General features: G+C 68.5%; 15 protein-coding genes. 10 read left to right on the forward strand and 5 right to left on the reverse strand.

The window, feature by feature from the left end; genetic code table 11:
* Positions 1 to 152: 152 nt before the first annotated feature.
* Positions 153 to 1,514 (reverse strand): vWA domain-containing protein, encoded by a 1,362-nt coding sequence (locus H5T77_RS16840; RefSeq protein ID WP_292651139.1) that lies wholly within the window; start codon positions 1,512 to 1,514, stop codon positions 153 to 155.
* Entirely contained in the window at positions 1,511 to 2,389 is an 879-nt protein-coding gene (locus H5T77_RS16845; RefSeq protein WP_292651140.1) for an AAA family ATPase, read from the reverse strand. Before H5T77_RS16845 ends, H5T77_RS16840 begins: the two co-directional genes overlap by 4 nt.
* A gap of 122 nt (positions 2,390 to 2,511) precedes the next feature.
* Between H5T77_RS16845 and H5T77_RS16850 the strand changes: the two genes are divergently transcribed.
* On the forward strand, positions 2,512 to 2,844 hold the full coding sequence (locus tag H5T77_RS16850) for a hypothetical protein (protein ID WP_292651142.1): 333 nt from the start codon (positions 2,512 to 2,514) through the stop codon (positions 2,842 to 2,844).
* 7 nt (positions 2,845 to 2,851) lie between these two features.
* Here H5T77_RS16850 and H5T77_RS16855 read toward each other — a convergent pair whose 3' ends face one another.
* Together H5T77_RS16855 and H5T77_RS16860 are read right to left on the reverse strand one after the other, a co-directional pair.
* The gene (locus H5T77_RS16855) at positions 2,852 to 3,553 is read right to left on the reverse strand and encodes a winged helix-turn-helix transcriptional regulator (protein ID WP_292651144.1); all 702 of its coding nucleotides are present in this window, start codon (positions 3,551 to 3,553) and stop codon (positions 2,852 to 2,854) included.
* A gap of 80 nt (positions 3,554 to 3,633) precedes the next feature.
* Positions 3,634 to 4,311 (reverse strand): winged helix-turn-helix transcriptional regulator, encoded by a 678-nt coding sequence (locus tag H5T77_RS16860; RefSeq protein ID WP_292651146.1) that lies wholly within the window; start codon positions 4,309 to 4,311, stop codon positions 3,634 to 3,636.
* A 53-nt stretch (positions 4,312 to 4,364) separates the two neighbouring features.
* Here H5T77_RS16860 and H5T77_RS16865 point away from each other — a divergent pair, with 53 nt between their 5' ends.
* The 8 genes from H5T77_RS16865 to H5T77_RS16900 all read left to right on the forward strand — a co-directional run bounded on the left by H5T77_RS16865 (position 4,365) and on the right by H5T77_RS16900 (position 10,958).
* Positions 4,365 to 5,156, forward strand: a complete 792-nt coding sequence (locus H5T77_RS16865; protein WP_292651147.1) for a DUF899 family protein — start codon at positions 4,365 to 4,367, stop codon at positions 5,154 to 5,156.
* A 10-nt stretch (positions 5,157 to 5,166) separates the two neighbouring features.
* The gene (locus tag H5T77_RS16870) at positions 5,167 to 5,583 is read left to right on the forward strand and encodes a VOC family protein (RefSeq protein ID WP_292651150.1); all 417 of its coding nucleotides are present in this window, start codon (positions 5,167 to 5,169) and stop codon (positions 5,581 to 5,583) included.
* A gap of 30 nt (positions 5,584 to 5,613) precedes the next feature.
* The gene (locus H5T77_RS16875; protein WP_292651151.1) at positions 5,614 to 6,255 is read left to right on the forward strand and encodes a PadR family transcriptional regulator; all 642 of its coding nucleotides are present in this window, start codon (positions 5,614 to 5,616) and stop codon (positions 6,253 to 6,255) included.
* 151 nt (positions 6,256 to 6,406) lie between these two features.
* Positions 6,407 to 7,414, forward strand: a complete 1,008-nt coding sequence (locus H5T77_RS16880; protein ID WP_292651153.1) for an ATP-binding cassette domain-containing protein — start codon at positions 6,407 to 6,409, stop codon at positions 7,412 to 7,414.
* Positions 7,414 to 8,196 (forward strand): ABC transporter permease, encoded by a 783-nt coding sequence (locus H5T77_RS16885; protein WP_292651155.1) that lies wholly within the window; start codon positions 7,414 to 7,416, stop codon positions 8,194 to 8,196. Before H5T77_RS16880 ends, H5T77_RS16885 begins: the two co-directional genes overlap by 1 nt.
* A 55-nt stretch (positions 8,197 to 8,251) precedes the next feature.
* Complete coding sequence (locus H5T77_RS16890) at positions 8,252 to 8,986, forward strand: response regulator transcription factor (protein WP_292651157.1); 735 nt, start codon at positions 8,252 to 8,254, stop codon at positions 8,984 to 8,986.
* Positions 8,983 to 10,410: a sensor histidine kinase gene (locus tag H5T77_RS16895; RefSeq protein ID WP_292651159.1), complete on the forward strand. Its 1,428-nt coding sequence runs from the start codon at positions 8,983 to 8,985 to the stop codon at positions 10,408 to 10,410. The genes H5T77_RS16890 and H5T77_RS16895 overlap by 4 nt, the downstream gene beginning before the upstream one ends.
* A gap of 11 nt (positions 10,411 to 10,421) precedes the next feature.
* Positions 10,422 to 10,958, forward strand: coding sequence for a hypothetical protein (locus H5T77_RS16900; protein WP_292651160.1), 537 nt, complete (start codon positions 10,422 to 10,424; stop codon positions 10,956 to 10,958).
* Positions 10,959 to 10,962: 4 nt separating this feature from the next.
* Here H5T77_RS16900 and zwf read toward each other — a convergent pair whose 3' ends face one another.
* Complete coding sequence (gene zwf, locus H5T77_RS16905) at positions 10,963 to 12,420, reverse strand: glucose-6-phosphate dehydrogenase (RefSeq protein ID WP_292651162.1); 1,458 nt, start codon at positions 12,418 to 12,420, stop codon at positions 10,963 to 10,965.
* A 209-nt stretch (positions 12,421 to 12,629) separates the two neighbouring features.
* Between zwf and H5T77_RS16910 the strand changes: the two genes are divergently transcribed.
* Positions 12,630 to 13,067 carry a hypothetical protein gene (locus H5T77_RS16910; protein WP_292651164.1) on the forward strand — a complete coding sequence of 146 codons (438 nt, stop codon included), beginning with the start codon at positions 12,630 to 12,632 and terminating at the stop codon, positions 13,065 to 13,067.
* Position 13,068: the final 1 nt, after the last annotated feature.

Consider the following 13,068-nt stretch of genomic DNA (forward strand, 5'->3'; position numbering starts at 1 on the left):
GTGACCCCCGCCGGCTGCTGGACGAGCCGCCGTCGAGAGGGACGAACGCCGGCGTGTCGAGACCAACACAGTCCCCTGTCGCGCTCGATGGGACTGTGTTGGTCTCGACACGCTCGGCCGCGGGCGGCCTCGCGGCTCGACCAGCGGGACCATCAGGCGAGGTCGTGGACGAACTCGGAGAGCTGGGTGAGGTTGCGGCACTCCCGCATCTCGATGATCGACCCATAGCGGGCCGCCTCGGAGTCGCCGGTGTCCCACTGCGTACGGACCTCGGGGTTGAGCCAGTGGGCGTGGCGGCTCGACTCGGCCATCGCGCGCAACGAGTCGACGGCGAGGTCGGAGTAGTTGGAGCGGGCGTCGCCGAGGATCAGCAGCGACGACTTGGGGCCGAGGGCGTCGGCGTGGCGCTCCTGGAAGAGGGAGAAGGCGCGGCCGTAGTTGGTGCGGCCCATCCGAGCAGAGTGCTCGGTCGCCTTCGTCAGCTCGGTCATCGTGTCGACCAGGTCGGCGCCGGGCTTGAAGTAGGACGTGACCTCGTGGATCTCGTCGACGAAGGTGAACGCGCGCACCTTCCCGAACTGCTCCCGCAGCGCGAAGACGAGCATCAGCGTGAAGGTCGCGAAGTTGGACACCGAACCCGACACGTCGCACAGGATCACCAGCTCGGTGCGATGCGGCCGCTTGGGCCGGTAGCGCAGGTCGACGGGGACGCCGCCGGTGGACATCGAGGACCGCAGCGTACGCCGCAGATCCACCGCTCCGCGGCGGTGGGCGTGGTGCTCCTGGGTGAGCCTGGTCGCCAGCCGGCGCGCCAGCGGGTAGATCTCGCGCCGGAGCGCCTCCAGGTCGGCCCGACGGGCGTGCAGGAAGTCGAGCTTCTCGATGGTCGGGCGGACGGCGATCTTGGCGATCTGCTCGGGGCCCTTCTCCTCCGCGATCCGGCGGCGGGCGTCGGCCTCGACGAGACCGCTGAACCGATCCACGCGCCGGGTCCCGGCGCGCGCCGCCTCCTCCTCGGTCCAACCGCCCTGCTGAAGCCCCTCGATGAGGCGCGAGGTGAGCTCGTCGGTCGAGAGCCGACGCAGCGCGGTGTAGGACGACCACGAGCTCAGACCCGGGCCGCGACCGGGCATCGCCCCGAAGCGGGCCACCGCCTCGGCGGCCAGCTGACGGAGCATCTCGACGTCGTCGGCCTGCAGCGCCTCCGCCAGCCGCTCGGTGAACTCGTCGAGAGCCTCGGGCCCGTCCTTCGCCACCCCCGCTGCCTCTGCTTCCGCGTCCATGCCGGAGCCGATCATCCGCGGGAAGTAGAGCTCGAAGAGCCCGTCGAAGGTGGCGCGCTGGTTGGCGCGCTTGACCAGGGTCGCGGCGTACGCCTCCTTGACCTGCTGGCGATCGTTCCAGCCGATCAGGCCCATGGCGGTGACCGCGTCGAGGCCCTCCGAGAGCGACACCGGCAGCCCCGCTCCCCGAAGCGCTTCGAGGAACTCGATGTGCCGGTCGAGGAGGGTCACCTCTTCAACCGCAGCTCTCGGACGGCGCGGTCGACGTCGGAGGAGTGCTTGAGGATGACGCCGAGGGTGTCGGCGACGGCCTTGTCGGAGAGGTCGGTGATCTCCAGCGCGATCAGGGTGCGCGCCCAGTCGACCGACTCGGCGATCGAGGGTGACTTCTTCAGCTCCAGCTCGCGCAGCCGGCCGATCACGGAGACGAGCTGACGCGCCACCTTGTCGTCGAGACCAGGCACCTGGGACAGCACGATCTCCCGCTCGCGGTCAGCGTCGGGATAGTCGAGGTGGAGATAGAGGCAGCGTCGCTTGAGCGCCTCGGAGAGCTCGCGGGTGGCGTTGGACGTGAGCACCACGAGCGGACGACGGGTCGAGACCATCGTGCCGAGCTCGGGGATCGTCACCTGAAAGTCGGAGAGCACCTCGAGCAGCAGACCCTCGACCTCGACGTCGGTCTTGTCGACCTCGTCGATGAGCAGCACCGTCGGCTCCTCGCGGCGGATCGCGGTCAGCAACGGCCTGGTCAGCAGGAACTCTTCGGAGAAGATGTCGCCGTGGGTCTCCTCCCAGGCCTGACCGTCGTCCACCGCCTGGATGCGGAGGAGCTGCTTCTTGTAGTTCCACTCGTACAGCGCCCGGGCCTCGTCGAGACCCTCGTAGCACTGCAGCCTGACGAGCTCCGCGCCGGTCGCGCGGGTGATCGCCTTGGCCAGCTCGGTCTTGCCCACACCGGCCGGCCCTTCAACGAGCACCGGCTTCTCCAGCGCCCCTGCCAGATAGGTCGTCAACGCGGTCGAGCCGTCCGCGAGATAGCCGACGTCTCCCAGCCGGGTGACGGCCTCGGCGGGCGAGGAGAACCAAGAAGACGTACGCGAAGGCATGACGCGACACTAGCGAGTCTGGCCCTCGTCCGCTCCCGGCGCCCGGATGGGACGTACGTCACACCGCGCCCGAACCCCAACATGGACCGTCACCGTGGAGCCCGTCCGTCGTTGGGAAAAACGTGCACTCGGACACCCCGCGACCGCTGACGTTCGTCGTCGTCGCCATGAAGGTATGCGCGCTGACGGCGCTGGCAGCCTTCTGTCTGGTTGCCCTGGCCCAGCAGTCCGAGCCTCGGTCGCTGGCGAAGAAGGAGCAGCCCGAGCTCGCCACGATGCTCGAGCAGCACCACTGCCTGGCGCCCCCGACGATCGCGCCCTGGCGCCGGGAGAGCGCCATCATCCGCTCATCGCTCGGCGAGCTGGAGCACGTCACGCTCGACGTCGGTCACCTGATCGAGCAGGGCAAGGCCGACGGTGAGCTGATCGCCTTCTGCGCCGACCCGGCTCCCTAGTGGCGCGTCAGCTGGCCTGGGCGAGCGTGTCCGCGAACAGCCCGAGCACGCGGTCCAACGCGGCCCGGTCTCCCTCGACCTCGAGCCCGGTCTCGGCGATCGCCGCGTCCACGGGGTAGCCCATGAACACCACTCCGGTCCAGGCCGTCGAGTCGCCCGCGATGGTGACGTCCGCGTCCTCGAGGGTTCCCTCGGCGAGATCGAACTGGTTGCCGTTCCAGATCAGCCGGAACTGCTGCGGGTCGGCGTCAGGACGGCGTGCGTCCGTCAGCTCCCAGGCGACGCTGATCGGCTCCGGGGTGACCGCACTGCCCGGAGGCACCATCGTGCGCATCGCCACCATCACGCCGCTGGGTGTCATTCCGGCGGACATGATCGGGAAGCGTGTCGAGCCGTGGGCCCAGCGCCCGAGTGCTCCGAGGATCGACTCGAGCTCGCGCCCCCAAGGAGTAAGGGCGTAGGCCGTCGTCTTGGTGATGTAGCCGAGCTCGGTCTCCACCACGACCCCGGCGTGCTCCAGGAACTGCAGCCGGTCCTTGAGCTCCGCGGTGTCGACCCCGATCACGGAGGACTCCAGGTCACGTGCCGTACGCGGCCCGAACATCAGCTCGCGCACCACGATCAGGCTCCACCGATCACCGATCAGGTCCAGAGCGTGGGCAGCCGCGCACGCGTCTCCGAGGTCCCCGTAGGTCAGGTTCAGGGTCACGTCGATCCTCTCCGAGTCGTTCGAACCCATCAAGGGTAGTGAGCCCGGACTCCACGTCATCAGAGCCAGAGGTCCCAGGCCTACGCGACGGTCGCGTACGCAGCGGCCACCCGCTCCACGGCGCGCCGGTCGCCCTCGACGCCCACCGCCACGACCGGCGCCCCGGCGAAGATCACGTCGGCCCAGGCCGACGAGTCGCCGGTGACGGTAGCCTCGGGGGCATCGTCGGCGCCCTCGGTCAGCTCGAAACGGTCCTCGTCCCAGTGCAGGGCGTAGCGGCGTACGCCTGCGGCGGGACGCCGCTCGTCGTGCAGCTCGATCGCGATCCGGACCGGGCCACCGCCCGACGCTGCGAGGTCGGCATAGGGCGCCATGGTGCGCATCGCGACGATCACCCCGTCGGGGGTCATGCTGCCCTCCGGCACCGGGAAGGCGGGCGAGCGCTGCGCCCAGCGCCCGAGCGAGCGCATCACGTCCTCCAGCCCCTGTCCCCACTCGGTCAGCCGGTAGACGCGGGTCTGTCCGAGATCGTCGAGCTGTGCCTGCTCGACGACGCCACTGTCTCGCAGCGCCTTCAGGCGGGAGGTGAGGACGGCCGGCGTGATCCCGACGACGGCAGATGCGAGGTCCGCGAACCGGCGCGGACCGAGCATCAGCTCACGCGCGATCACAATGCTCCACCGGTCCCCGATGACGTCCATCGCGTGCGCTGTCGCGCAGGCATCACCCAGGGCGGCGTACGTCTGCTTCTTCGGCATCGATCCTCCAAACTCTCTTCACAAGAGTATCAACTATGTTTAACATAACCAGCATGCCCACGACCTCACTTCCGCCTGTCGTCGACCGGACGACCTATCTGCACGAGCGCGATGCGCTACTCGGCCGCGAGAAGGAGCACACCCGCGCGGGTGACGCTCTCGCCGCGGCACGCCGAAGGCTCCCGATGACCGAGGTCGACGCGGCCGCACCGCTCGTCGGCTCCGCCGGACGGGTCAGCCTGCTGGACGCCTTCGAGGGGCGTACGCAGCTGTTCGCGAGCTACCACATGTGGCACACCGGCCACGCCGCCGCCGACCAGTGCGAGGGGTGCACCTTCTTCAGCGGCGGCGTGAGCGAGCTCGGCTACCTGCACTCGCGCGGGGTGACTTACGCCGTCTTCTGCCAGGGCCCCTATCCGGAGAGCTCTCGCTACCGGGACTTCATGGGCTGGGAGATGCCGTGGTACTCCGTGCCCGAGGAGTCGTGGGGCACCCTCGACGCCCGCGGATTCTTCGGCGGCAAGGTCTGCTACCTGCGCGACGGCGACCGGGTCTTCGAGACCTACCGCACGACCGGTCGCGGCGTGGAGCCGATGTCGGCGTCGTACGGGATCCTGGACATGACCGTCTACGGACGGCAGGAGATCTGGGAGGACTCACCCGAGGGCTGGCCACGGCGCACGGGCATCGACGGCAGCCAGTTCCGCAGCGAGGAGTCGCCGACGACCAACCACCGCGCCGGCGTGAGCGGTCGGCCTACGGCGCAGTGGTCGCGGCTCGCCGCGGGACGCGACGACGATCTCGGATCAGACACCACCCCGACCGCCGACCACTGCTGTCACTGAGGAGCTCCGGATGCGTACGACGATCGCCCTGCCCACCCGGGATCGCGCCCGGTCCCATGTCTTCCTCCGCGACGGCCTCGGCCTCGAGACTCCCGGCGAGCTCGCTGACGACGGGGTCCCCGAGCCACTGCGGGCCACGCTCTCGGACTCCTGCGAGGTGATGATGATCCCGACCGGCGGGTTCAAGTGGGTCACCGGTCAGCTCGGGGACAAGCCGATGGATGCGGCGACCCTGCCCGCGCCGGAGGGCCCGAAGCAGTGCCTGGTCACCATCGGGCTCGGCTCGCGCGAGGAGGTCGAGGCTCGTTATGCGGCGGCCATCGAGAAGGGGCGCGGCGTGCTCGAGCCGGAGGCGGCGCCATGGGGCGAGTACCGCGCGCTCGTCGCGGACCCCGACGGACACCTGTGGCAGCTGACGTCTCGCTGAGACCGGTCGTGTCGCCCTTAGAATCTCCGTATGGCCGGAGACGACACACGCATGCTGCTGCTCGGGGCAGTGGCGCTGTTCGAACCCGTCAACGGCTATCAGATCCGGCGCGAGCTGATGTCGTGGCAGGTCGACCAATGGGCCAACATCAACCCGGGCTCGATCTACCACGCGCTGACCTCGCTCACCGAGAAGGGCCATCTGACCAGGCACGATCTGGTCGACAACGGGCGTCCGGTCGCGGTCTACGAGATCAGCGCGGGCGGCCGGACGGAGCTGGAGCGCCTGGTCGCCCGCTCGATGGAGACCGTCGACGCCTACAACGGCGTCTCCTTCTACGCCGCGTTCTCGCTGATGCTGCTGCTGGAGCGACCAGCCGCGACCCGGCACCTGAGCGTCCGACTGAAGAACCTGGAGCGCACGATCAAGGAGCTCGACGCCGCGGCCCGGGTGAACGCCAGCATGGCGCCGCCCCACGCCATCGCAGCACTGCACCTCCAGCTCGACAAGCTCCGCACGGAGCGGGCGTGGCTGGTGGAGGTCCTCGACGACGTACGCAGCGGCAAGCTCTCCTTCGCCGGCGACGCGCCCGACTGGGCGCCTGCCGACGACGACCCGGGCTGGCAGATGGACGCCGACCGCAAGCGCTACCGGGAGATGCTGCGCGGCTGAGTCCGCACGGGTGGGTCCGGAGCCGTCTTGACAACCTTGGGTTCAAAATTGAACACTCACGATATTCAAGTTTGAATAGCCCGGTTAAACCGGGTGCTCGTTGTCGGTGGTCCGTGCTTGTCTGTGACTTGCACGCACAAGGGAGTGACAAATGATTCACGCACGCGGCCTGAGGCACACCTTCGCCTCCGGCCATGGCAAGCAGAAGAAAGAAGTCGTCGCGGTCGACGGAGTCGACCTGGACGTCGAAGAGGGCGAGGTGGTCGGCTTCCTGGGCCCGAACGGCGCAGGCAAGACAACCACGCTCCGCATCCTCACCACCCTCCTCAAGCCCACAGCCGGCACGGCCACCGTGGCCGGCTTCGACGTGGCCACGCAGTCCGTCGACGTCCGCAGGAGCATCGGCTACTGCTCCCAGGTCGGATCGACCTTCTCGGGGGCCTACGCCGGCGACGAGGTCGTCGACCACGGCATGCTCTACGGGATGTCCAAGAAGGACGCCGTCGCCCACGGTCAGGCGCTCTTCGAGAGGCTCCAGCTCGACGGGCTGTGGCGCCGCAAGCCGCGCAACATGTCCGGCGGGCAGAAGCGCCGCCTCGACATCGCGATGGCGCTGATCCACGCCCCGAAGCTGGTCTTCCTCGACGAGCCCACCACCGGGCTCGACCCGCAGGCGCGGGCCAACCTGTGGGACCACATCGCCTCGCTGCGTACGGACCATGGGGCGACGGTCTTCCTGACCACCCACTACCTCGATGAGGCCGACACGTTGGCTGACCGGCTCGTGGTCATCGACCAGGGCCGAATCGTCGCCAACGACACCCCGGAGAACCTCAAGGCCGCCGTCTCCGGCGACCTGGTCTCCCTGGAGGTCGCTGGGGACGAGCAGGTGGCGATCGCGCGCGACAAGCTCGCCTCGATCTCGGAGAGCGTCGAGGTGGACGATCGATTCGTCAGCGGCCGGGTGCCGCGGGCCGGTAAGGCCGTCCCCGGCCTGCTCCGCGACCTGGAGTCCAGCGGCGTCTCGCTGGAGTCGATCGAGGTCGCCCGCCCGACCCTGGACGACGTCTTCCTGACGCTGACCGGCCGCTCGCTGCGCGACGCCGAGGCAGGCACACCCGAGGCCGACTCGGCAGCCGAGATCCAGGAGGTCAACTGATGACTGAGTTCGAGCAGCCTGTCCTGAAATCCGGTTTCTTCCGGGAGTCGATGGTCGTCTTCAACCGGCAGCTGCGGATGAACCTCCGCAACCCGGCCTGGGTGCTCATCGGAGTGATGCAGCCGATCCTCTACCTGCTGCTCTTCGGTCCGCTGCTCGAGCCGCTGATCGAGCAGCTCGGTGGCAACGCCTACAACTGGTTCGTACCCGGCATGCTCGTCCAGCTCGGCATCTTCGGCGCGATGTTCGCCGGCTTCTCGCTCATCGGCGAGTGGCGCGAGGGTGTCATCGAGGCCGAGCGGGTCACCCCGGCGTCGCGCGGCGCGCTGCTGTTCGGTCGCCTCTACCGCGACCTGCTGCAGATCCTGGTGCAGGCGATCATCCTGGTCGCCCTCGGCCTGCTGATGGGTATGGACTTCAAGCCCGTCGGGATCCTCGTCGGCATCGCGATCACCGTGATGATCGGTGGGGCGGGAGCCGCTGCCTCCAACGCGTTCGCGCTGCTCGTGAAGAGCGAGGACGTGATGGCGCCGGTGACGAACATGCTGCTGATGCCGATCCTGTTGCTGTCGGGCATCTTCCTGCCGATGAGCTTCGGCGCCCAGTGGCTCCAGACGCTGGCCGACGTCATCCCGACCAAGCACATCGTCGACGCGGTTCGCGCCTCGTTCTTCGGTGACCTCGGGATCGCCGACATCGGCTGGGGCGTCGGCTGGACGGCCGTCCTGTTCGCGCTCGCGGTCTGGTGGGGCATCTCGACCTTCCGCAAGGAGAACGCTTAGGGATCGTGCGGGTCGTTCTCAGTAGCGACTCAGCGAGGGGTGGCAAGGTAGGAGTGTGAACAGCCCTGCCACTCCCCGTGATGGGTCCAGCGACGGCCCGGGCGACAAGCCGCACGTGCTGGTCGTCGACGACGACAAGGCCGTGCGGGAGTCGCTGCGCCGGTCGCTGGAGTTCAACGGCTACGTGGTCGCCCTGGCCGGCGACGGCGCCGAGGCGCTGGCCGGTATCGCCAACCACGGCCCCGACGTGGTCGTGATGGACGTGATGATGCCTCGGCTCGACGGCATCGAGGCCACCAAGGCGCTGCGGGCGGCCGGCAACGACGTACCGATCCTGGTGCTGACCGCCCGCGACGCCGTCGGCGACCGCGTCGACGGCCTGGACGCCGGGGCGGACGACTACCTCACGAAGCCGTTCGCGCTCGAGGAGCTGCTGGCCAGGTTGCGCGCGCTGCTGCGCCGAGCTGCCCCGATCGGCGAGGACGACGAGGAGACGCTCCACTTCGCCGACCTGTCCATGAACACCACCACCCGCGAGGTGACCCGGGGCGAGCGGTCCATCGAGCTCACCCGCACCGAGTTCACGCTCCTGGAGATGTTCCTGCGCCGGCCCCGCCGCGTACTCGACCGGTCCTTCATCCTCGAAGAGGTGTGGGGCTACGACTTCCCGACCACGGCCAACTCGCTGGAGGTCTACGTCGGCTATCTGCGTCGCAAGACCGAGGCCGAGGGCGAGGCGCGGTTGATCCACACCGTACGCGGCATCGGCTATGTCCTGAAGGAGCCGTGAGCGGCCCCGTGACCAGCCCGATCACCACCGCCGCCGGCTCGAGCTACCGCGGCTCCTTGGCGGGCCGCGTCACTCTGCTGACGACCCTCGCGGTCGCCGGCTCGATCGCGATGATTGCGATCGGGCTCTACTTCGCCGTACGCATCCAGCTGCAGGCCAACATGGACGAGTCGCTGCTCAGCCGGGCGACGGCTGCGGCGGAGAACCCGTTACTGATCCGCAACACCCGCACGGGCGAGACCGTCCCCACCTGGGTCCTGAACGCCAGCGACATCCAGGTCGCCGAGGTGAGCGACCACGACTCCTGGTCGCCGACGCAGGAGAGTTTTCCCCGTCCGGGCCCGCCCGAGGTGAAGGTCGCCACGAGAGAGGTGCCGATGATGGTGCGGACTATCGCGACCGGGGACGGCGACTTCCGGGTTGCGACGGTGCCGATCTCCGGCAGCGATACCGCGCTGATGCTGGCGCAGTCGCTGGAGCCGCAGAAGGAGATGTACAAGCGGCTCGGCTTCGTCGTGCTCTTGTTCGGTGCAGCCGGCGTCGTCGCCGCAGCGTTCGCCGGATGGGTGGTGGCGGCCGGTGGACTACGGCCGGTGCGACGACTGACCGCTTCGGTCGACCGGATCGCGACCACCGAAGATCTCACCCCTCTCCCGGTCGAGGGCGACGACGAGATCGCCCAGCTGGCGACCTCGTTCAACCGGATGCTCTCCACCGTCGCCGCGTCCCGGGACCGCCAGCGGCAGCTGGTGGCAGACGCCTCGCACGAGCTGCGTACGCCGCTGACCTCGCTCCGCACCAATGTCGAGCTCCTCACCCAGGCCGATGCCTCGATCACGGGCGAGCAGCGGGCGGAGCTGCTCGGCGACATCCGCGCCCAGATCGAGGAGCTCACCAACCTGATCGGCGATCTCGTCGAGCTCGCCCGCGACGCGCCCGCCGAGCCGACGCTCGAGACGGTCGACCTCTCCGAGGTGGTGGACCGGGCACTCTCCCGCGTACGCCTGCGCGCACCTTCGGTCACGTTCACCGAGGAGCTGACACCGTGGTGGGTGATGGCCGATACCAGCTCGCTGGAGCGGGCGATCACCAACCTGCTCGACAACGCTGCCAAGTGGTCGCCGGAGTCGGGGACCGTACACATCGGACTGCGCGACGGCGAGCTCACCGTCGACGACGAGGGCCCCGGCATCGCCGAGGACGACATCCCCTACATCTTCGACCGGTTCTACCGCTCGACCGAGGCCCGCTCGATGCCCGGATCCGGGCTCGGGCTCGCTATCGTCCGGCAGGTCGCCGAGCGCACCGGCGGATCGGTCTCGGCCGCCCGTTCGCCGCACGGCGGCGCACGGATGATCATGCGCCTGCCCGGCTCGGCCACACCCCGGCCCACCGAACCGCCCACGGCGGTGCTGAACAATTGAGGGTTGACCCGATGAAGTACGCCGTCCTGGCGCCAGCGTTGCTGGTGCTGCTATCGCTCGCCGCCTGTGGGGCCGAGGAGCCCGACTCGCCTTCCGCGTCGGCGTCCGCGTCGGGTTCGGACCACTCCTCGCAGGAGACGTTCAACCCGTGCGACGGGCTCGACATCGCCCCCGTCGAGAAGGCCCTGGGCGCACAGCTCCGCGTCGAGAGGGGCACCTCGGCGGCACCCCGCTGCGCACTCCTTCCCGAGGACTCGGGCGGGACCGCGTACGAACTGAACTACCTGCCCTTCAACGGCACCCTCGCGGAGGCGTGGAAGACGATGGACGTGCAGTCCGGGGACGTCAGCCAGCCCGAGATCAAGGGCGCCGACGACGCCCGAATGGTCAAGCAGCAGGGCGTCAGCTCGTACGCCGTCACCGGCTTCGTCCAGAACCGGTCCCTGATCCAGAGCTTCAACTCCGTCGACCTGGAGCCCTACGACGGCGACGCCATCGACCGTGCCGCCGAGGCCCTCCTGGAGCAGCTCAGCGCCAACGCCCCCTAGCGGGCTAGTGCTTCTTCGTCTCGCGCCAGGAGCGCTCGAAGGGGAGGCGCCAGGCGTGCGGGGCGATCAGCTGGTGGATCGAGTTGGGGCCCCAGGAGCCGGGAGCGTAGAGCCGCACCGGCGGCGGGTTCTCGAGGAGCGGCTGGGAGATCTCCCAGAGCGTCTCGATGCCCTCGGCGGTGGTGAAGAGGGTGTGGTCGCCGCGCATGGCGTCGTGGATGAGCCGCTCGTACGCCTCGAGGACACCGGTCGAGGAGGTCGTGTCCTGCGTGGAGAACTGCATGGACAGCTTCTCCAGCTTCATCCCCGGGCCGGGGCGCTTGCCGTAGAAGGACAGCGACATCTTCGACTGGTCGGCCAGGTCGAAGGTCAGGTGGTCGGGGCCCTGGGTGCCGGCACCGGAGTTGGCCGGGAACATCGTCAGCGGCGGCTCCTTGAACGCGATCGAGATGATCCGCGCGCCCTCGGCCAGCTTCTTGCCGGTGCGCAGGAAGAACGGCACGCCCGCCCAGCGCCAGTTGTCGATGATCACCTTCATCGCGATGAAGGTCTCGGTGTCGGAGTCGTCGGCGACCTCGTTCTTGCCGCGGTAGCCGGAGTATTGACCTCGGACGACGTTCTTCGGCTTCAGCGGCTGGATCGAGCGGAAGACCTTGTTCTTCTCCTCGCCGATCGGGTCGGGAGCCAGCGAGGTCGGCGGCTCCATCGCCATGAACGCGAGCACCTGCATCAGGTGGGTCACGACCATGTCGCGGTAGGCGCCGGTGCTCTCGTAGAACGCGGTGCGACCCTCGAGGCCCAGTGTCTCGGGGATGTCGATCTGGACGTGGTCGATGAAGTTGCGGTTCCAGATCGGCTCGAAGAGTCCGTTGGCGAAGCGGAAGGCGAGGATGTTCTGCGCCGCCTCCTTGCCGAGGAAGTGGTCGATCCGGAAGATCTGCTCCTCGGAGAAGACGTCGTGGATCTTCGCGTTGAGCTCCTTGGCCGACTCGAGGTCGGTGCCGAAGGGCTTCTCCATGATGATCCGGGCGCGCTCGACGAGGTCGGCCTCCTCGAGCTGGCGGATCACGTCTTGGGCGGCCCGTGGCGGGACGCTGAGGTAGTGGAGGCGGCGGATGTCGCTGCCGGCGCCCTGGAGCTTCTTCTCGGCGAGCTTGACCACGTCGGCCAGCGCGTGCGGGCCCTCCTTGGTCGAGACGTAGGAGAGCATCCCGCCGAAGGCCTTCCACCGCTCGTCGGTGATGTCACCCTTGCCGAACTCCTCGCACGCCTCGCGCGCGAACGCCATGAACTCCTCGTCGGACATCTCCTCCAGCGAGGTGCCGACGATCTGCGCGTCCGTCATCAGCCCGGCCTCGTTGAGTCTGAGCAGGCCAGGCAGGAGCTTGCGGCGCGCCAGATCACCCGTCGCGCCGAACAGCACGATCACATGTGGAAGGGCTTTGTCATCGATGGTCGCCATGATGTCTCCCACGGTAGTCCTCGTTTTATGAACGTTCCAATAGACAGCGGCCGGTGTCTCGACGTGTCGCCGACTTTTCACCTGTTTGGTTATCTGTCGAGTGAAGCGGGTACGGGTTTCGTACGGGAGTCCGAGCAACGGCCCCTGGTCCAGGATGACGAGTTCAGCGGTGGGACATCGATCCACCGTCCAAGAATTGAGGGCACGATTTGAACTCCCACGTCCGTCGGAACCCCGGCCGCGCTCTGGCCGGCCTCCTCGTCTCGCTCATGATCGCGCTCGGGGCCCTGGCCGCTCTGCCTCAGCCAGCCAACGCATCGGGCTGGGGCTCACTCAGAACCACGACGGTCGACAAGGCCTTGTCGTCGACCTCGTGGACCAGCCTCGGCTCGTCCTTCTCGACCAGTGCGAACATCCGCTACCGCTACTGCGTTCGCATCAAGGGCCGCGGCACCGCCAACCTGCAGCCGCAGGCCTTCGAGACCGTGGTCACGGTGAACACCGACTCGTACGTGACCCGGTGCACCATCTCCCACAGCGGCAGCGCCAACACCTTCCGGGCCATGGCCTCACGGATCGGCAGCGGCTCCGTCCGCATCTACTCGATCACGTGGCAGCGCTGGTACAGCGGCTCCGTCCCGGTCTGAT

The sequence above is a fragment of the Nocardioides sp. genome, from assembly GCF_014360585.1.
GTDB lineage: Bacteria > Actinomycetota > Actinomycetes > Propionibacteriales > Nocardioidaceae > Nocardioides.